This window comes from Variovorax sp. OAS795 (assembly GCF_040546685.1).
In the GTDB taxonomy this organism is placed as follows: domain Bacteria; phylum Pseudomonadota; class Gammaproteobacteria; order Burkholderiales; family Burkholderiaceae_C; genus Variovorax.
In genome coordinates this window covers 2,937,834-2,957,087 of the sequence record NZ_JBEPOH010000001.1, presented here as the reverse complement: position 1 = coordinate 2,957,087, position 19,254 = coordinate 2,937,834, and the positions used below count along the sequence as shown (strand labels likewise).

The 19,254-nt window shown below is 66.9% G+C and carries 15 protein-coding genes; 2 read left to right on the top strand and 13 right to left on the bottom strand.

The window, feature by feature from the left end; genetic code table 11:
* Positions 1 to 4: 4 nt before the first annotated feature.
* From rlmN to ABID97_RS14190, 5 genes are all read right to left on the bottom strand, one after another.
* The gene (rlmN, locus tag ABID97_RS14210) at positions 5 to 1,156 is read right to left on the bottom strand and encodes a dual-specificity RNA methyltransferase RlmN (RefSeq protein ID WP_354399101.1); all 1,152 of its coding nucleotides are present in this window, start codon (positions 1,154 to 1,156) and stop codon (positions 5 to 7) included.
* Between the two features lie 19 nt (positions 1,157 to 1,175).
* On the bottom strand, positions 1,176 to 1,601 hold the full coding sequence (gene ndk, locus ABID97_RS14205; protein ID WP_093011005.1) for a nucleoside-diphosphate kinase: 426 nt from the start codon (positions 1,599 to 1,601) through the stop codon (positions 1,176 to 1,178).
* A 150-nt stretch (positions 1,602 to 1,751) separates the two neighbouring features.
* Positions 1,752 to 3,560, bottom strand: coding sequence for a pseudouridine synthase (locus tag ABID97_RS14200; RefSeq protein WP_354399100.1), 1,809 nt, complete (start codon positions 3,558 to 3,560; stop codon positions 1,752 to 1,754).
* Positions 3,557 to 4,435, bottom strand: a complete 879-nt coding sequence (scpB, locus tag ABID97_RS14195; protein WP_354399099.1) for an SMC-Scp complex subunit ScpB — start codon at positions 4,433 to 4,435, stop codon at positions 3,557 to 3,559. Before scpB ends, ABID97_RS14200 begins: the two co-directional genes overlap by 4 nt.
* 126 nt (positions 4,436 to 4,561) lie before the next feature.
* Positions 4,562 to 5,545 carry an RluA family pseudouridine synthase gene (locus ABID97_RS14190; RefSeq protein WP_354401769.1) on the bottom strand — a complete coding sequence of 328 codons (984 nt, stop codon included), beginning with the start codon at positions 5,543 to 5,545 and terminating at the stop codon, positions 4,562 to 4,564.
* A gap of 56 nt (positions 5,546 to 5,601) precedes the next feature.
* Here ABID97_RS14190 and ABID97_RS14185 point away from each other — a divergent pair, with 56 nt between their 5' ends.
* Positions 5,602 to 6,408: an outer membrane protein assembly factor BamD gene (locus tag ABID97_RS14185; RefSeq protein ID WP_354399098.1), complete on the top strand. Its 807-nt coding sequence runs from the start codon at positions 5,602 to 5,604 to the stop codon at positions 6,406 to 6,408.
* A gap of 77 nt (positions 6,409 to 6,485) precedes the next feature.
* On the opposite strand, the gene yoaA is transcribed toward ABID97_RS14185, so the two are convergent.
* Together yoaA and ABID97_RS14175 are read right to left on the bottom strand one after the other, a co-directional pair.
* A complete protein-coding gene (gene yoaA, locus ABID97_RS14180; protein WP_354399097.1) occupies positions 6,486 to 8,546 on the bottom strand; it encodes a DNA repair helicase YoaA in 2,061 nt (686 codons plus the stop codon).
* The gene (locus ABID97_RS14175) at positions 8,543 to 8,746 is read right to left on the bottom strand and encodes a DUF465 domain-containing protein (protein WP_354399096.1); all 204 of its coding nucleotides are present in this window, start codon (positions 8,744 to 8,746) and stop codon (positions 8,543 to 8,545) included. Before ABID97_RS14175 ends, yoaA begins: the two co-directional genes overlap by 4 nt.
* Before the next feature lie 106 nt (positions 8,747 to 8,852).
* On the opposite strand from ABID97_RS14175, the gene ABID97_RS14170 reads away from it, so the two are divergent.
* Positions 8,853 to 9,623 carry a PP2C family protein-serine/threonine phosphatase gene (locus ABID97_RS14170; protein WP_354399095.1) on the top strand — a complete coding sequence of 257 codons (771 nt, stop codon included), beginning with the start codon at positions 8,853 to 8,855 and terminating at the stop codon, positions 9,621 to 9,623.
* A 30-nt stretch (positions 9,624 to 9,653) separates the two neighbouring features.
* Here ABID97_RS14170 and ABID97_RS14165 read toward each other — a convergent pair whose 3' ends face one another.
* The 6 genes from ABID97_RS14165 to ABID97_RS14140 form a co-directional block, all read right to left on the bottom strand.
* The gene (locus ABID97_RS14165; protein WP_354399094.1) at positions 9,654 to 10,325 is read right to left on the bottom strand and encodes a hypothetical protein; all 672 of its coding nucleotides are present in this window, start codon (positions 10,323 to 10,325) and stop codon (positions 9,654 to 9,656) included.
* The gene (zapE, locus tag ABID97_RS14160; protein WP_354399093.1) at positions 10,322 to 11,422 is read right to left on the bottom strand and encodes a cell division protein ZapE; all 1,101 of its coding nucleotides are present in this window, start codon (positions 11,420 to 11,422) and stop codon (positions 10,322 to 10,324) included. The genes ABID97_RS14165 and zapE overlap by 4 nt, the downstream gene beginning before the upstream one ends.
* Before the next feature lie 4 nt (positions 11,423 to 11,426).
* Entirely contained in the window at positions 11,427 to 12,857 is a 1,431-nt protein-coding gene (lpdA, locus tag ABID97_RS14155; protein ID WP_354399092.1) for a dihydrolipoyl dehydrogenase, read from the bottom strand.
* A gap of 13 nt (positions 12,858 to 12,870) precedes the next feature.
* Positions 12,871 to 14,127: a 2-oxoglutarate dehydrogenase complex dihydrolipoyllysine-residue succinyltransferase gene (gene odhB / locus ABID97_RS14150; RefSeq protein WP_354399091.1), complete on the bottom strand. Its 1,257-nt coding sequence runs from the start codon at positions 14,125 to 14,127 to the stop codon at positions 12,871 to 12,873.
* A 52-nt stretch (positions 14,128 to 14,179) separates the two neighbouring features.
* The gene (locus tag ABID97_RS14145) at positions 14,180 to 17,056 is read right to left on the bottom strand and encodes a 2-oxoglutarate dehydrogenase E1 component (protein ID WP_354399090.1); all 2,877 of its coding nucleotides are present in this window, start codon (positions 17,054 to 17,056) and stop codon (positions 14,180 to 14,182) included.
* Positions 17,057 to 17,236: 180 nt separating this feature from the next.
* Positions 17,237 to 19,204 (bottom strand): propionate--CoA ligase, encoded by a 1,968-nt coding sequence (locus tag ABID97_RS14140; protein ID WP_354401767.1) that lies wholly within the window; start codon positions 19,202 to 19,204, stop codon positions 17,237 to 17,239.
* Between the last annotated feature and the right edge of the window lie 50 nt (positions 19,205 to 19,254).

Below are 19,254 nucleotides of genomic sequence, written 5' to 3'. Positions count from 1 at the left end.
GGGGTCAATGCTCCTGGAGGGTGGTCTTGCGAACCGGATGCAGAACAATGGGGCGCTCCGACGCGGAACGGCGCTGCGCCATGCGTTCGGCCGCGCGGGTGCGGTCCTTCACGTCGCCGGCCAGCTGTCCGCAGGCGGCGTCGATGTCGTCGCCGCGCGTCTTGCGCACGGTGGTCACGAGCCCCGCCTCACTCAACGTCCTGGCGAACGCAAGGACGCGTGGCTGCGGCGAACGCAGGAGGCCCGAGGCCGGAAACGGGTTGAATGGAATCAGGTTGAACTTGCACGAGATGCCATGGGTGCGCACGAGCTCCACCAACTGCCGCGCATGTTCGGGCTGGTCGTTGACCCCATCGAGCATGCAGTACTCGAAGGTGATGAAGTCGCGCGGCGCATGCGCCAGGTAGCGCTTGCAGGCCTCGAGCAGTTCGGCGATCGGGTACTTGCGGTTGAGCGGCACGAGGTCGTCGCGCAGCGCATCGTTGGGCGCGTGCAGCGACACCGCCATGGCGACCGCGCAATCGGTGCCCAGCCGGTCGATCATCGGCACCACGCCGGAGGTCGACACGGTGACGCGGCGACGCGAGAGCCCGTACGCGTTGTCGTCCAGCATGGTGCGCAGCGCGGGCACCAGGGCCGTGTAGTTCTGCAGCGGCTCGCCCATGCCCATCATCACCACGTTGGAGATGACGCGCTCGTCGCGCTTCAGGTGCTTGCGCAGGAAATGCTCGGCAAACCACAGCTGGGCGACGATTTCGCCCGTGCTCAGGTTGCGGCTGAAGCCCTGGTGCCCCGTGGAGCAGAAGCGGCAACCGACCGCGCAGCCGGCCTGGGACGACACGCACAGCGTGCCGCGGTCGTCTTCGGGAATGAATACGGCTTCGACGGCATTGCCGTCGCCGACGTCGAACAGCCACTTGATCGTGCCGTCCTTGGATTCGTGCTGCGTGAGAACCGCAAGGGCCTCGACGCGAGCGGTGGTGGCGAGCTTCTCGCGCAGCGACTTGGCCAGATCGGTCATCTGGGCGAAGTCGCTCGCGCCACGCTGGTGGATCCAGCGGAACAGCTGCGTGGCGCGGAAGCGCTTCTCGCCGAGCTTTTCGCAGAACGCAGCCAGCCCCTCGAGATCGAATTCGAGCAGGTTGGCCGTGGTCATGAAATCAGCGGGGTGCGCTTCAGCGCGCGTAGACGTTGAGGCCGGCGAAGAAGAAGGCGACCTCGTTCGCTGCCGTTTCGGCCGCGTCCGAACCATGCACGGCGTTGGCGTCGATGCTGTCGGCGAAGTCGGCGCGAATGGTGCCGGGAGCCGCCTTCTTGGGGTCCGTGGCGCCCATCAGGTCGCGGTTCTTGGCGATGGCGTTCTCGCCTTCGAGCACTTGCACGAACACGGGGCCGGAGATCATGAACTCGACCAGGTCCTTGAAGAACGGACGTTCCTTGTGGACCGAGTAGAACTGCTCGGCTTCGTTGCGCGACAGATGCACCAGCTTGGCGGCGACGATCTTGAGGCCGGCAGCTTCGAAGCGGGAAACGATCTTGCCGATGACGTTCTTGGCAACGGCGTCGGGCTTGATGATGGAGAGGGTACGTTCGATAGCCATTGAAGTGCTTCCTGAGCTTTGATTTTGAAGTGTTTTGTCACATCTGCAACGAATACGTTGCGTCGAAGTTCGACAAAGCCTCTGATTTTAACCGGCGCAGCCCCCGGGCTTGGTGAAAACCCCGCGAAAGGCTGCGCTGACGGCTGGCTTTCAGCGCCCGCGGCGCCGATTGCCGCCGAGACCGCCGCCACCGCCGCCGAAGCCGCCGCCCGAGGGTCCGCCGCCGCGGCGGCCGGGGCCCTGGCGCTGCTCCTTGCGCTGGCGCGAAAAGCTGTCGGCCCCGATGTAGCCGAGCGAGGTCTTCATCGGATCGGGCTGGTTCGCGCCGCTTGGCGGACGCTCTTCGCCCGGGCGGTTGCCGCGGTTGCTGTTGTTATTGCCGCGGCGGCCTTGCGGCGGCAGGCCTGCATTGCCGCCCCCGCCACCGCCCCGGTTGGCGCGCGGTCCGCGGTCGCCGCGCGGCGGCCGGCCGTCGCCGAGCGGATTCGGAATGGGCGCGTCGCGGTTCTCTTCGCGCGGCGCCTGGCCGCCACCGGCATTGCGGTTGCCGCGGCGCTTCTTGTTGCGGCCGTTGCGACCGCCCCCGGCACCGTCCTGGCCGCCGGGCCCCCGTTGTTGCTGTTGCTGCTGTGGGCGCGCTGCCCCGCCGCCCGAAGCCTGGAACAGCGCGTTGATGTCGCGCTCGTCGAGCTCCATCCAGGCGCCGCGCTTGAGACCGCGCGGCAGCACCATGGCACCGTAGCGGATGCGGATCAGGCGGCTGACCGCATGGCCCACCGATTCGAACAGGCGCCGCACTTCGCGGTTGCGCCCTTCGGAGATGGTCACGCGGTACCAATGGTTGGAGCCTTCGCCGCCGCCCTCCTCGATGGTGCCGAACTGGGCCATGCCGTCGTCGAGCCGGACGCCTTCGAGCAGGCGCTTTTTCTCTTCTGCGTCGAGGGCGCCGAGCACGCGCACCGCGTATTCGCGCTCCAGGCCGAAGCGGGGATGCATCAGCTGGTTGGCGAGGTCGCCGGAACTGCTGAACAGCAGCAGGCCTTCGGTGTTCAGGTCGAGCCGGCCGACCGATTGCCACTTGCCCTGTTGCAGGCGCGGCAGCTTGCGGAACACGGTGGGACGGTTCTGCGGGTCGTCGTGCGTGACGACCTCGCCCACGGGCTTGTGGTACGCGATGACGCGCGGCGGCGGCGGCGCGATGCGGTAGCGGATGGGCTTGCCGTTGATCTTGACCTGGTCGCCGTACTGGATGCGCTGGCCGATGTGGGCCGGCTCGTTGTTGACCGAGATACGGCCCTGGAGAATCAACTGCTCCATTTCCAGGCGCGAGCCCAGGCCCGCCTGCGCCAGCACCTTGTGCAGCTTGGGCGAATCGGCTTCGGGCAGCAGCACGCGCTTGAGCGGCGGCACCTCGGGGCTTTCCTCGTCGGCGTCGAACTGGCCGGAGATGACGTCCGCGAAGCGGATCGGCTCGGTCGGCGGCGCATTGCGCTGCTCGCGTTCGGCGGCCCGGCGTGCGCGGTCGAGGTCGTCCTCTTCCTCGTCGGGCTCTTCTTCCTCGTCGTCCTCTTCGCCGTCGTCGCTGCGGGGAGCCTGTTCATCGCGGCGCTCCTGGCGATCTTCACGCGGCGCTATCGCGGGAGCGGCAACCGCTGCCGGAGCGTCGGCGGCAACTGCCGGCGCTGCATCGGCTGCCAGCTCGAAGGTTTCGGCAGCGGCCACAGGTGCAGCGCTTGCCGTGGATTCTTCATCGACCGGCAGCGCCACGGCCTCCACCTCGGCCTTCTTGCGCCGGGGGCGCCGCTTCTTGGGCGCTTCACCCTCGCCGGCCGCCACGGATTGGGCCTCCGCGCCGGTGTCCGGAGACTGGCCGGGCCCTTCCGTTGCCTCCGGGGCCTTTTTCTCGGCTTCGGGAGGGACCGGCACGTTGGCCGAGTCGTCGATGTCGGAGGAGCTCATTGGTTTTTTCCGGGAGAAACAGCGTGGGGATCGGTCTCGTCGGACGACGGGACTTCGGACTCGGGCTCGGCGGGGAGCCCGGCTTCCGGGAGGGCGGGGATATCGGCGGGCTCTTCGGGCGACGCTGCATCCTCGGCGAATTGCGCCGCGGCGGCCTCGACGGCCTCTGCGGCTTCAACCGCATCGGGAGCATCGGGAACATCCGCCGCGTCAGCGACGGGCGAGGCAAGGTCGGTGTCCGCTTCCAGGCCAGCCTGCGACATGGCGGAAGCATCCGCATCGGATTCGCCCGCCATTTCCATCGGCAGGCCCGGCTGGCTGCCGGAGGCCTGGTCGAGCGCATCGACCAGCGCGGCCTGCTGCGCCGGCGTTTCGATCAGCGGCAGCTGGTCGAGGGAGCCGAGGCCGAGGTCGTCGAGAAACTGCCGGGTGGTGGCATAGAGCGCGGGCCGGCCCACGGTTTCGCGGTGGCCGATCACCTCGACCCAGCCGCGGTCTTCGAGCTGCTTCAGGATGAGGGAATTGATGGTGACCCCGCGGATGTCTTCCATGTCGCCGCGGGTGACGGGCTGGCGGTAGGCAATGATGGCCAGCGTTTCGAGCGCGGCGCGGGTGTAGCGCGGCGGCTTCTCGGGATGCAGGCGATCGAGGTGGTCGCGCATCTCGGGCCGGCTCTGGAAGCGCCAGCCGCTGGCGACGTTCACCAGCTCCAGGCCGCGTTGCGCCCAGTCTTCCTGCAATTCAAGCAACAGCACCTTGATGGTGTCCACGCCCAGCTCGTCGTCGAACAGCACGCGCATGTCGCGCACTGGCAGCGGCTGGCTCGAACAGATCAAGGCGGTTTCGAGAATGCGCTTGGCATCCGCCGTATTCATGGTTCGCGTTATCCGGGAAAAGGCGCCTCAGGGACGCTTGTTCAGAAGGATGGAAGGAGGCGCTGCCGGCACGCGGCGAGTGCAACGCAAGGCCGGCATCGGATGGCCGGCGCGGCCCTCGGGCCGTCAGGCGCGATTGTAATCCAGCCCCCAGGCCTGTAACGCATGAACGAGATCGGCCGGCGGGAGAGAGCGGAACTCCAGCGGCTCTTGCGTGGCCGGATGCACGAACGCAAGCCTGAACGCATGCAGCGCCTGGCGCGCCAGGCCCGCGGCAGGCGCCCCGCCGTAGAGCGCGTCGCCCACGAGCGGATGCCCGATGGACGCCATGTGCACGCGGATCTGGTGGGTACGGCCGGTTTCGAGGGTGCACCGCACGGCACAGCCCTGTGCATTGCTGTCCAGCCGCTCGATAAACGTGCGCGCCGTCTTGCCCGCGTGGCGCTCCAGGTCGACCACGGCCATGCGCAAACGGTTGCGCGGATCGCGGCCGATGGGCGCGTCCACCTGGCGCGCCGCGGCTCCGGTCCAGGGCTTGTGGCCGATGGCGAGGTACTGCCGCTTGACCTCGCGTGCGGCGATCAGCGCAACCATCGCATCCATCGCGGCCCGGGTCCGTGCCACGACCATCAGCCCGCTGGTATCGCGGTCGAGCCGGTGCACGATGCCCGCGCGCGGCAGCAATTGCGCCTTGGGGTCCAGCGCCAGCAGGCCGTTCAGCAGCGTGCCGCTCCAATGGCCCGGCGCCGGATGCACCACCAGCCCGGCCGGCTTGTCGACGATGCGCAGGTGCTCGTCCTCGTGCACCGTGACGATGTCCATGGCCTCGGCCCGGAACGCCTGGCTTTGCGGTGTCGGCCGCAGTTCGATGCGCCCGGCCTGGCCCGCGCGGACCGTCGCCGAGACCTTCTGAACCACGCGGCCCTGGAGCTCCACCGCCCCGGCTTCGATCAGCTGTTGCAGATAGTTGCGAGAAAATTCCGGCACCAGGGCGGCGAGCGCGCGGTCCAGCCGCAGCCCGTGCTCGGCCTCGCCAATGGCGAAGGGCCGCAGCTCGCTGGCTTCGACCGGATCCGCGCCCTCATCGACCTCGGCTGTGTCAGGGGCAATGTCCAAAGGGTCGGTCGATATAATTGAGGGCAACTGTTTCACGAAAGCCGTATGTGATGTTTCGCGCCAAATTATCGGTCCCCGCCTGGATCGCGCTCAGCGCGGTAGCGCTGCTTGCAGCCGGCTGCTCTTCCACCAGCGTCGACAAGACCGCGAACTGGAGCCCCAACCGCATCTATGCGGAAGCCAAGGACGAAGCCGGTTCCGGCGCCTACGACAAGGCCGTGCCGCTGTACGAGAAGCTCGAAGGCCGCGCCGCCGGCACGCCGCTCGCGCAGCAGGCGCAGCTCGAAAAGGCTTACGCGCAGTACAAGGCGGGCGAAAAGGCCAATGCCATCGCCACCATCGACCGCTTCATGAAGCTGCACCCGGCCAGCCCGGCGCTCGACTACGCGCTGTACCTCAAGGGCGTGATCAACTTCAACGACGACCTGGGCATGTTCGCGTTCCTGACGCGCCAGGACCTGTCCGAGCGCGACCAGAAGGCCGCGAAGGAATCGTTCGAGTCGTTCAAGGAACTGGCCACGCGCTTCCCCGACTCGCGCTACGCGCCGGACGCGCGCCAGCGCATGAACTACATCGTGAATTCGCTCGCCCAGTACGAAGTGCACGTGGCGCGCTACTACTACTCTCGCGGCGCCTACCTCGCAGCCATCAACCGGGCGCAGCTCGCGCTGTCCGACTACCGCGAAGTGCCTGCGCTCGAAGAGGCCCTGTACATCATCGTGCGCTCCTACGATGCGCTCGGCATGAAGGACCTGCGCGACGATGCCCAGCGCGTGCTGACCACCAACTACCCGAAAAGCGAGTACCTGGCCCGCGGCTTCAAGGGCAAGGACGACCCGTGGTGGAAGCTCTGGTAAGCCGGCGATGGAACAGGGCCCTTCGGGGCCTTTTCTTCGCCTGCAAGGTCAAGGGCGACCGCCCCCGGCTTGCGTCTTCAGGCCGACGACAGCGACTTCTTCAGTTCGCCGATGGCCGCCTCGAAATCCGCCTCGCTCTCCAGCCGCCGCATCGGCGGCAGCGCGGCGAAGAGCCGGCGGCCGTAGCCCATGGCGACCAGGCGGGTGTCGCAGATCGCAAGCACGCCGCAGTCCGTCTCGCGGCGAATCAGCCGCCCTGCTCCCTGCTTCAGCGCCACGGCCGCCTCGGGCAGCGAATAGTCGCTGAATGAACTGCGGCCCTGGGCTTCGAGGCGCTGCGATCGCGCCTCGACCAGCGGGTCGTTGGGCGGCGGAAACGGCAGCTTGTCGATCACCACCAGTTGCAACGCATCGCCCGGGGCGTCGAAGCCTTCCCAGAACGAAGCGGACGCAACCAGCACGCAGCCCGCCCGCCCTGCGGCCGCGCCTTCGCGAAAGCGGTCCATGAGCACGCGCTTGGGCAGTTCGCCCTGGACCAGCACTTCCGGCCGCATGTCGGCCTCGAGCCGCTCGAACTGCTGCTTCATCTCGTCGCCGATGGTGCGCAGGGCCCGCAGGGTGGTCGTCAGTACCAGCGTACGGCCGCCCAGTTCGGCGGCGCCGCGCGCAGCGAGCTGGGCCACGCGCGTGCTGTGCGCGGCGTCGTTGGGCTTGGGGAAGGCGCGCGGCACATAAAGCCCGGCCTGGGCCGCATAGTCGAAGGGACTCTGCACCCGCAGCACCTCGGCATCGCCCAGGCCGCAGGGTTCGGTGAACCAGCGCAGCGTGGGTTCGTCGCCCAAGGTGGCCGAGGTGAACACCCAGGCACGGCCGCTGTCCTCGGGCCCTGCCCGGCCGTCCATCTCTTCGCCGTAGGCATCCTGTCGGTCGCTGTCGATCTTGAGCACGCGCGTGCGCATGGCCTCGGCGATGTCCAGCGGCGATTCGACCAGGCGCAGCTGCGTCCCCACGTCGACCCAGCGCACGGACTCCAGCTCGCAGGGCAGCGCAAAACGCGCCGCGCGCTTGGCGAGCTGCTGCGCCCGTTCGTACAGGCGCACGAAGTCGGGCGAGATCTCGCTGACCGTGTCGAGCCCGTCGGCCGCCAGCTCGAACGCCTGCTGCAAGGCATCGAGCGAACCCTGCCAGAGGTCCGGGTCGACGCCATCCGGTGCCGGGCCCACCCAGCGCAGCTTGGTTCCGGGCCATTGCTTGCCGACCGCCAGGCGCAGCTCGCGTGCGGCACGCTCGACGCCGGCCACCAGTTGCTGCCAATCGACCAGTCCGCGCGCGTGCTGCAGGCCCGCGCCGAGCATGTCGCGCGCAAAGTCGAGCGCCTGGCCGCTGCCAAGTTGCGCGCCCAGGAACTGCACGCCGGTCTCGTTGAGCTGGTGGGCCTCGTCGAAGACCACCACGCTCACCGTGGGCAGCAATTCCGCCATGCCGGTTTCACGCACCGCAAGATCCGCGAAGAACAGGTGATGGTTGATGACCACCACGTCGGCGGCCAGCGCTTCGCGCCGCGCCAGGTTCACGTGGCAGGGCTTGAACTGCGGGCACTGCGCGCCAAGGCAGTTTTCGCGCGTGGAAGTGATGAGGGGGATGAGCGGCGAGCGCTCGTCCAGGCCCGGCAGTTCGGCCAGGTCGCCGGTTCGCGTGGCCTTGGACCATTGCTCGATCTTGGCGAGCGTGCGCAGGCTGCCGCGTTCGGGCAGCGAGGCGTCGTGGCGTGCGAGATCGAGCCGGTGCAGGCACAGGTAGCTCGCGCGGCCCTTGAGCAGCGCCGTTCGCACCGGCAGCTCGAGCGCCTCGACCAGGCGCGGCAGGTCGCGGCCGAACAGCTGGTCCTGCAGGGTCTTGGTCGCGGTGGACAAGAGCACGCGTTCGCCGCTCAGCAAGGCCGGCACGAGGTACGAGAAGGTCTTGCCGACGCCGGTGCCGGCCTCCACCACCAGGACGCCGCCCTTCTCGATGGTGCGGGCGACGGCCAGCGCCATCTCGGTTTGCCCCGAACGTTCGCGGAACTGCTCGGCCGCGCGGGACAGGACGCCTCCTTGCGCGAAGGCGTCGCGCACCTTGTCCTCGAGTGTTTCGGTCACGCGGGTTCTCTGGGATCGAGCACGTTCTCGAGCCGCGCGACCTGGTCGCGCAGCGCAAGGCGGCGTTTTTTCAGGCGCCGCAGCAGCAGTTCGTCCTGCGGCGAAGCCTCGGCCAGGCGGTCGATGGTGGCGTCGAGGTCGGCGTGCTCGATGCGCAGCTCGATCAATTGGCGGGAAAGGGAATGGAGATTGGAGTCCAACGTAGGCGATGCGGCGTATTCCTCCGCACCTCGTGTTCACTCGATAATACGTCCTGCTCAGACCCCACGAGAAGATAGAAAGCGCGCCACTGGCGCATTTGCGCTCATGACCCAAGGCTTTCGGCTTGTCGCCGCCACCGGACTCCACAAGGGAGACCGCCCCTATCAGCAGGACCAGGTCCTGATGATGAGCCATCCCCGCGTGCCCGGCTGCATGCTCGGTGTCATCGCGGACGGCATGGGTGGGCGCAGCGGCGGCCGCAAGGCCTCCGACCAGGTGCTGATGACGGCACGCCAGCTGTTCAGCCGCTACAGCCCCGAACGCGACAGTTCCACCGCCGTGCTGCGCCAGCTGCTGGAAGATGCGCACACGGTCATCAAGCTCACGGCGCTCTCGAGCGAACAGGAGCCGCACAGCACGCTGGCGGCCTTCCTCATGAACCCCAAGGGCGACTGCGCCTGGATTCACGCCGGCGATTCACGCATCTATCACTTCCAGGACGGGCAACTCGTCACGCGCACGCGCGACCACTCCTACGTGCAGGTGCTGATCGACCGCGGCGAAATCAGCGAAGCCGAGGCGAACGTCCATCCCAAGGGCAACATCCTGCTCGGCTGCCTCGGCATGACCACGATGCCGCCGCCCATCGAGCCGCACTACATTCCCGCAATGCAGCCCGGCGACCTGCTGATGGCCTGCAGCGACGGGCTCTGGCACTACTTCAGCCCCGACGAGCTGGCGAGTGTTCTGTATGCAGAACCGCCGCGCGAGGCGGTCGAAATCCTGGTGGGTGAAGCGCGCCGCCGCGCCCGCGGCACGGGCGACAACATCTCCATTGCCGTGTTGAAGCTCGAGGCGCTGCCGGCAGAAGCCTGAACCACGCCCTCTGCGGGCGGGTGGCAAGCTTCAGCGGGAAGGCGCCGAAGCAGGCGATGCGGGCGGCGGCGGCAAAGGCGCGCCGCGCGGCTTGGTGCGGTCGGCATTCTGCCGCGCCCGGCTGGCGCGATGCTCCTCCGCCTTTTGCTGCTTGCTCTGGAACCGCTCGACCGCCGCGGGCGCCTCGCCGCGCTTCTGGGCTGCCTTGGCCTGGTTCTCTGTGTGCGCCTTTTCCTTTTCCGCCAACTGGCGACGGCGCTCGTCCGCTTCGGCCGCTGTGGCGGCGCGGCTGGCCGCATGGTCGGCCGCGCGCTGCTCGCGGTCCTTTTGAGCCTGGCGGGATTCGTCCTGCTTCTCGGGCGTATCCTGCGGGCGCTTGGTGGCGGCCTTCTGGTCGAGCTTCTCGAGCTCGGCCGCACCGCGCCGCTGCCGCTCGATGTCGTTGATCGCCGTTTCCTGCCGCTTGATGTGGTCCGTCTCGGCGCGGCGGCGCTTGCGGCTTTCACGCAGGCAATCTTCCACCGCGAATTTCTGGTAGCAGGCCGCGCGCTCCTTCTCGAAGCGCGCATCGATGGCCGCGCGCTCGGCCGACAGCCTGCTGCGTTCGGCGTCGAAGTCGGCAATGCCCGCGGCCGCGGTGGACTGCGCCCACAGCGGCAGGCTGCCCAAGGTCATCAGCACGGCAAGAACGAATTTTTTCATGTCAGTCGAGTGTCGACGATCCGGCGTTCGAGCGAAAGAAACTCGCTCGATTGCATTTCGGTGAGCCGGGAAACGGTGCGCGGGAACTCATGCGCAAGCGGCCCCTCGGTGTACAACGCCTCCGGCGGCACCTCAGCCGACATGATGAGCTTCACGCGCCGGTCGTACAACACGTCGACCAGCCAGGTGAACCGGCGCGCCTCGGAGGCCATGCGCACCGGCATGTGCGGCACGTCGGACAGCAGCACCGTGTGGAACTGGCTCGCAATTTCCAGGTAGTCGTTCTGCGAACGCGGCCCGCCGCAGAGCGTCTTGAAGTCGAACCAGACCACGCCGCCGGCCTTGCGCCGCGCGCGGATCTCGCGCGCCTCGATGTGCAGCACCGGGTTCTCGTCGGCGGTTTCGGCCAGCTTGTCGAAGGCCTTGCGCATTTCCTTTTCCGCCGCCGCATCGTTGGGCGTGAGATACATGCGCAGTTGCTCGAGCGTGCGGCGCCGGTAGTCGGTGCCGTTATCGACGCTGAGCACTTCGAGCTTCTCGTTCAGCAGTGCGATCGCCGGCAGGATGCGGTCGCGGTGCAGCCCGCCGGGATACAGGTCGTCGGGCTTGAAATTGGAGGTGGTGACAAAGCCCACGCCGTTCTCGAACAGCGCCACCAGCAGGCGATGCAGAATCATCGCGTCGGTGATGTCCGCCACGTGGAATTCGTCGAAGCAGATCAGCTTGTAGCGCTTGGAGATGCGCAGGCCCAGTTCGTCGAGCGGATTGACCGTGCCCTGCAGTTCGCGCAGCTCGCGGTGCACCTCGCGCATGAACTCGTGAAAGTGCAGCCGCGTCTTGCGCCTGAGCGGCACTGCGTTGAAGAACAGGTCCATCAGGAAGCTCTTGCCGCGCCCGACGCCGCCATGCATGTAGACGCCGCGCGGCAGCTCGGGCCGGTTGATGAACTTCTTCAGGGCGTTGGAGCGCTGGGCCTTGTACTCGCCCCACTCCCGCGCGCAGCGATCCAGCGCCTCCACGGCACGCAGCTGCGCGGGATCGCTCTGGAACCCGCGCACCGCGAGTTCCGCCTCATAGGCCTCTTTAACGCTGGTCAAAGGATCAGAAGTTCAGCGTGCGCTTGTCCACGGCGAGCGCCGCTTCCTTGGTGGCTTCCGACAGCGACGGGTGCGCATGGCAGATGCGCGCGATGTCTTCGGCACTGGCCTTGAACTCCATCGCCACCACGGCTTCGGAGATCAGCTCGCTGGCCTGCGGACCCACGATGTGCACGCCCAGGATCTCGTCCGTGGCCGCGTCGGCCAGGAACTTGACCATGCCGGTGGTGTCGCCCAGCGCGCGTGCGCGGCCGTTCGCAAGGAACGGGAAGGTGCCGGCCTTGTACGCGCGGCCCGCGGCCTTGAGCTGCTGCTCGGTCTGGCCGACCCACGCGATCTCCGGGCTGGTGTAGATCACCCATGGCACGGTGTTGAAGTTCACGTGGCCGTGCTGGCCCGCAATGCGCTCCGCCACCGCAACGCCCTCTTCCTCGGCCTTGTGCGCAAGCATCGGGCCGCGCACCACGTCGCCGATGGCCCAGACGTTCGGCAGGCTGGTCTTGCAGTCGTCATCCACCGCAATGGCCCCGCGCTCGTCGAGCTTGAGGCCCACGGCCTCGGCGTTCAGGCCGATGGTGTTGGGCACGCGGCCGATCGAGACGATCAGCTTGTCGACCTCGAGCGTCTGGGCTTCGCCCTTGGCATTGGTCCACGCGACGCTCACGCCCTTCTTGGACGACTTGATCTCGCCGACCTTGACGCCGAGTTCGATCTTGAGCTTCTGCTTGTCGAAGGCCTTCTTGGCTTCCTTGGCGATCTGCTCGTCCACCGCGCCGAGGAAAGTCGGCAGTGCCTCGAGCACCGTGACTTCGGCGCCGAGGCGGCGCCACACCGAGCCCATTTCGAGGCCGATGACGCCCGAGCCGATCAGGCCGAGCTTCTTGGGCACTGCGCCGATGCGCAGCGCGCCGTCGTTCGAGAGGATGTTCTCCTCGTCGAACGGCGTGCCGGGCAATGCGCGGGCGTTGGAGCCCGTGGCCAGGATGACGTGCTTCGCGCTGATCGACTCTTCGGCCGCACCGGCCACCTTGATCTCATAGCCGGTTGCGTCGGTCTTCACGAACGAACCGCGGCCATGGAAGAAGGTGATCTTGTTCTTCTTGAACAGGTACAGGATGCCGTCGTTGTTCTGCCTCACAACCTGGTCCTTGCGGGCCAGCATCTTGTCGATGTCCAGGCCGAGGCCCTCCACCTTGATGCCGTGGTCCGCAAAGTGGTGGCCGGCCTGCTCGAAGTGTTCCGACGATTGCAGCAGCGCCTTGGACGGAATGCAGCCGACGTTGGTGCAGGTGCCGCCCGGGGCGGGGCCGCCCTTGCCGTTCTTCCACTCGTCGATGCAGGCGACATTGAAGCCGAGCTGCGCGGCGCGGATCGCGGCCACATAGCCGCCGGGGCCGCCGCCGATCACGACGACGTCGAATTGCTTGTTTGCCATCTGGTCTTTCTCCTCAGATGTCGAACAAGAGGCGCGACGGATCTTCCAGCGCTTCCTTCATGGCGACCAGGCCCAGCACGGCTTCGCGGCCGTCGATGATGCGGTGGTCGTAGCTCATGGCGAGGTAGTTCATCGGGCGGACGACGATCTGTCCGTTCTCGACCACGGCGCGGTCCTTGGTGGCGTGCACGCCGAGGATCGCGGACTGGGGCGGGTTGATGATCGGGGTCGAGAGCATCGAGCCGAAGGTGCCGCCGTTCGAGATGGAGAACGTGCCGCCGGTCATCTCCTCGATGCCGAGCTTGCCGTCCTGGGCCTTCTTGCCATATTCGGCGATCTTCTTCTCGATGTCCGCGAAGCTCATCTGGTCGGCGTTGCGCAGGATGGGCACCACCAGGCCGCGCGGCGAACCGACGGCAATGCCGATGTCGAAGTAGCCGTGGTACAGGATGTCGTTGCCGTCGACCGAGGCATTGATCACCGGGTACTTCTTGAGCGCATGCACCGCGGCCTTCACGAAGAAGCTCATGAAGCCGAGCTTCACGCCGTGTTCCTTGGTGAAGCTGTCCTGGAAGCGCTTGCGCAGCTCCATGACCGGCGCCATGTTCACTTCGTTGAACGTGGTCAGGATTGCGTTGGTCGATTGCGATTGCAGCAGGCGCTCGGCAATGCGAGCGCGCAGGCGGCTCATCGGCACGCGCTGTTCCGGACGCTCGCCCAGGTCGGACGAACCGGTCGGCGCGGCGACTTGCGGCAGCGACGGCTTGGCGGCCGGCGCGGGAATGGCGGCGGCCGCGGGCTTGGCGCCCGAAGCCACGGCACCGAGCACGTCGCCCTTGGTCACGCGGCCGTCCTTGCCGGTGCCTGCGACGTCGCTGGTCTTGAGGTTGTTGTCGGCCAGCAGCTTGGCGGCGGCGGGCATGGCAACGTCGGACTTCGATCCGCCGGTGGCGGCGGCTGCGGGCGCAGGTGCCGCCGCGGCCGGTGCCGGGGCTGCCGCAGCGGCGGGCGCCGCGGCGCTGGCCTTGCCTTCGGTGTCGATCCTGGCGATCAGCTGATCGGCCACCACGGTGGCGCCGTCGGGCTGCACGATTTCGGCCAGCACGCCGGCCGAGGGCGCGGGCACTTCCAGCACGACCTTGTCGGTCTCGATCTCGATCAGGATTTCATCGATGGCGACGGCTTCGCCGGCCTTCTTCTTCCAGGTGAGCATGGTGGCTTCGGCCACGGATTCGGAAAGCTGGGGGACTTTGACTTCTACGATAGACATTTGGAGTGAGCTCCGTTTTTTCTTCAGGCTGTTCGTGTGAAAAGAGATTGTTTTACTTGGTCAGCACGAAGCCCTTGAGCTTGCCAAATGCGCCATCGACGAGCGCCTTCTGCTGTTCCTGGTGCAGGTGCGAGTAGCCCACCGCGGGCGATGCCGAAGCGGCACGGCCGGAGTAGCCGAGCTTCTGGCCGTCCTGCATGTTCTCGTGGATGTAGTGCTGCACGAAGAACCAGGCACCCTGGTTCTGCGGCTCGTCCTGGCACCAGACCACGTCGGCGAGATTGGGGTACTTCTTGACCTCGTTGGCGAACGCCTTGTGCGGGAACGGATAGAGCTGCTCGACGCGGATGATGGCCACGTCGTCGTCACCGCGTTCCTCGCGCTTCTTGGCCAGGTCGTAGTAGACCTTGCCCGAACATGCGACCAGGCGCTTGACCTTCTCGGCCTTCAGTCCCTTGCTGTCCGGGATGACGGTCTGGAAATTGCCCTTGGTGAACTCGGACAGCGGCGAGGTCGCGTCCTTGTTACGCAGCAGCGACTTCGGCGTCATGATGATCAGCGGCTTGCGCAGGTTGCGCACCATCTGGCGGCGCAGCACATGGAAGATCTGGCTGGCCGTGGTCGGCTGCACCACCTGCATGTTGGTGTCAGCGCTCAGCTGCATGAAGCGCTCCAGGCGTGCCGAGCTGTGCTCCGGGCCCTGCCCTTCGTAGCCGTGCGGCAGCATCATGGTCAGGCCATTGACGCGGCCCCACTTCACTTCGCCCGAGGCGATGAACTGGTCGATCACCACCTGGGCGCCGTTCACGAAGTCGCCGAACTGGGCTTCCCAGATGACGAGCGTGTTCGGGTCGTTCGAGGCGTAGCCGTATTCGAACGCGAGCACGGCTTCTTCCGACAGGATGGAGTCGATGACGACGAACGGGGCCTGGTTCTCGGCCACGTTCTGCAGCGGCGTGTAGGTGCCTACGTCGAACTTCTCGCGGTTCTGGTCGTGCAGCACGGCATGGCGGTGCGTGAACGTGCCGCGGCCGGAGTCCTCGCCGGACAGGCGGACCGGGTAGCCGCTGGCGACCAGCGATGCGAACGCCATGTGCTCGCCCATGCCCCAGTCGACGTTCACATCGCCGCGGCCCATGGCGGCGCGATCATCCAGCACCTTCTTCACGAGCGGATGCACCGTGAAGCCGGACGGCACCGTGGTGATCTTCTCGGCCAGGCGCTTCCATTCGCTGGTGGGGATGGCCGTGTCGCCGGCATCGGTCCACTTCTTGTTCAGGTACGGGTTCCAGTCGACGGCGTACTTGCTCTTGAAGTTGGTCAGCACCGGGTCGATGGTGTTCTTGCCTTCGTCGAAGGCCGCGCGCTGCGCCTTGACCATGTCGTCGCCGAGCGTGTCGCCCAGGCCCTGAGCGGCCAGCTTCTCGGCATACAGCTTGCGCGTGCCGGGGTGCTGGGCGATCTTCTTGTACATGAGCGGCTGGGTCAGCGACGGGGTGTCCTGCTCGTTGTGGCCGAGCTTGCGGAAGCAGACGATGTCCACGACCACGTCTTTCTGGAACTCCATGCGGAACTCCAGCGCGAGCTGGGTCGCCAGCACCACGGCTTCCGGATCGTCGCCGTTCACGTGCAGCACCGGCGCCTCGATCATCTTGACGATGTCCGAGCAATACAGCGTCGAGCGGCTGTCGCGCGGGTCGCTGGTGGTGAAGCCGATCTGGTTGTTGATGACGATGTGAACCGTGCCGCCGGTGAAGTAGCCGCGCGTTTCAGCCAGCGCCAGCGTCTCCATCACGACGCCCTGGCCCGCGAAGGCCGCGTCGCCGTGCACGAGCACGGGCAGCACCTGCTTGCCCTGGGGGTCGGCGCGGCGGTCCATGCGCGAGCGCACCGAGCCTTCGACCACGGGATTCACGATTTCCAGGTGCGAGGGGTTGAACGCCAGGCTCAGGTGCACCGGACCGCCGGGGGTGGTCACGTCGGAGCTGAAGCCCTGGTGGTACTTGACGTCGCCGCTGGGCAGCTCTTCGGGGGCGGTGTGGTCGAACTCCGCGAACAGGTCGGCCGGCAGCTTGCCCAGCGAGTTGACCAGCACGTTGAGGCGGCCGCGGTGGGCCATGCCGATCACGATTTCCTGCACGCCACGGGCGCCGGCCTGGTTGATCAGCTCGTCCATCGAGACGATGAAGCTTTCGCCGCCTTCGAGCGAGAAGCGCTTCTGGCCGACGTACTTGGTGTGCAGGAACCGCTCGAGGCCTTCGGCCGCGGTCAGGCGGTTGAGCACATGCTTCTTCTGCTCGGCGGTCAGCTGCGGATTGGTGCGCGCGCTTTCGAGCTTCTGCTGCCACCAGCGCTTGTGGTTCTGGTCGGTGGTGTACATGTACTCGGCGCCCATGGTGCCGCAGTACGTTTCGCGCAGGGCATTGAGCAGGTCGCGCAGCGACATGGACTCCTTGCCGAAGAAGGTGTTGCTGGTGTTGAACACCGTCTCGAGGTCGGCATCGGTGAAGCCGTAGAACGAGGGCTCGAGTTCAGGAATGGCCGGGCGCTCGGCGCGCTTGAGGGGGTCGAGATCGGCCCAGCGTGCACCGACGTTGCGGTAGGCGGCAATCAGCTGCTGGACGGCGGTGCGCTTGCGACCGAGTTCGGAATCGGCGCCGCTGGCCTGCACGACCTTGGTCGTGCCCTGCTTGGCGCGCTCGGCAAAGGCATTGATGACCGGCTGGTGCGGCACATCGCGGGCGTTGGAGCCATCGACTGCGGGCACGTTCTGCAGCGCGTCGAAGTACGAGCGCCAGTTGTCGGGCACGCTGCCGGGGTTGGCAAGGTAGTTTTCGTACATCTCCTCGACATAGGGCGCATTGCCGCCGAAGAGGTAGGTGTTGCCCTGATAGGCGGTGTACGCCGAGGGCGTAGAAGAATCGCTCATATTCCGCTGACCTTCGCTTCCCTGAAGGAAGCACTAGCTGGTTTAAGAAACCTTCCGCGACACGGCTGAACCGGTTGGCGGATGCGACTGTGGCTGGGGAAGGGCCTGAGTACCCCGGCATTGTGCCACGTCGAACATATGGCGACCGTTCGCGCCTTCGCAAGGCGCGCTTTTGCTCATTCAGGCCGAAGAAACCAGCTGCTTGATCTGCTGCAGGGTGGCCGGGTCGTCCATGGTGGTCAGGTCGCCGGGATCGCGCTGCTCGCAAACGGCCTGGATGGCGCGCCGCAGCAGCTTGCCGCTGCGGGTCTTGGGCAGGCCGCTCACGAAGCGCACGCGTGCGGGGCGCGCCAGCGCGCCGAGCTGGTCCGCCACCACCTTCATGATCTCGCCTTCGAGTTTCAGCGCCGCATCGGCGTCGGCCAGCGCCCGGCCATCCTTGGGCACCACGAAGGCCATCGCCACCTGGCCCTTGAGCGCGTCGGCCACGCCGACCACCGCCACCTCGGCCACGTTGGCGTGGCCCGAGATGCTTTCCTCGATCTCGCGCGTGCCGAGGCGGTGGCCCGCCACGTTGATCACGTCGTCGGTGCGCCCGAGAATGTAGAAGTAGCCGTCCTCGTCCCGAATGCCCCAGTCGAAGGTCGAATAGACCATCTTGCCGGGCACGCTCTTCCAGTAGGTGTCGACGAAGCGCTGGTCGTCCTTCCACACCGTCTGCATGAAGCCGGGCGGCGTCGGGCCCTCGACGACCACCACGCCTTTTTCGTTCGGACCGGTCAATTCCTCGCCGGTCGCCTCGTGCAGGATCTTGATGCGATAGCCGTACATCGGCACGCCCGGGCTGCCGAACTTGCTTGGCTTGGCCTCGATGCCGTTGGCAATGGTGATCATCGGCCAACCCGACTCGGTCTGCCAGTAGTTGTCGATGATGGGCACGCCGAGCCCATTGCTGATCCAGCGCGCGGTGGGCTCGTCGAGCGGTTCGCCCGCGAGGAACAGCGCGCGCAGGCTCGACAGGTCGTACTTGCTGAGCAGCGCCGGATCCTGCTTCTTGAGCACGCGCACGGCCGTGGGCGCGCTGAACATCACCGTCACCTTGTACTTCTCGACCAGGCGCCACCAGATGCCGCCGTCGGGCTGCTTGTCGATCCCTTGCGTGGGAAGGCCTTCGTACATGAGGGTGGCCATGCCGGCGATCAGCGGGCCATAGACGATGTAGCTGTGGCCCACCACCCAGCCGATGTCGCTGGTCGAGAAGTAGGTTTCGCCGGCGCGGCCATCGAAGATGTGCTTCATGCTGGCGGCCAGCGCCACCGCATAGCCGCCCACGTCGCGCTGAACGCCCTTGGGCTTGCCGGTGGTGCCGCTGGTGTAGATGGTGTAGCTGATGTCCGTGGCCGCCAGCCAGGTGCAAGGCACGACGGCGTCATGGTGCTGGAGGGCCAGGTCGGCAGCCAGGTGGTCGCGCCCGGCCACGAGGTCCATGGGCGCCAGGCCGCGGTCGGTCAGCATCACGGCCGATGGCTTGTGCTTCGAAAGGCGAATGGCCTCGTCGAGCAGCGGCTTGTACGCAATCACCTTGCCGCCGCGCGACCCGGCATCGGCGCTCACCACCACCTTGGGCTCCGCGTCCTCGATGCGCGTGGCCAGCGATCCGCTCGCAAAACCGCCGAACACCACGCAATGGATGGCGCCGATCCGGGCGCATGCCAGCATCGCGAAGGCGGCCTCGGGAATCATCGGCATGTAGATGAGTACGCGGTCACCCTTGCCGACACCCAGCGCGGCGAGGCTGGCCGCGGTGCGCTGCACCTCGGCGTGCAGCTCGCGGAAGCTGTAGGTCTTTTCGGTGCCGGTTTCCGTCGAGACGAAGACCAGCGCCGGCTGGTCGGCGCGATCGGCCAGGTGCCGGTCGACCGCGTTGTGGCACAGGTTGGTGGTGCCGCCCACGAACCAGCGCGCGAATGGCGGCTGGCTGGCATCCAGCACCTGGGTGGGCGGCGCCTGCCAGTCGATCAACCGGGCCTGCTCGGCCCAGAAGGCCTCGGGCGCATCGACGGACTGGCGATAGAAGTCTTCGTAGCGGCTCATCTGCGGTGTCTCCTGGTTTTTTGAATCGGCTTGGCGGCCATGCCAAAACTGAATTCATAATTATGGAGATCGATCTTGCAGCAAGCTGACGGCGCGGACAATCG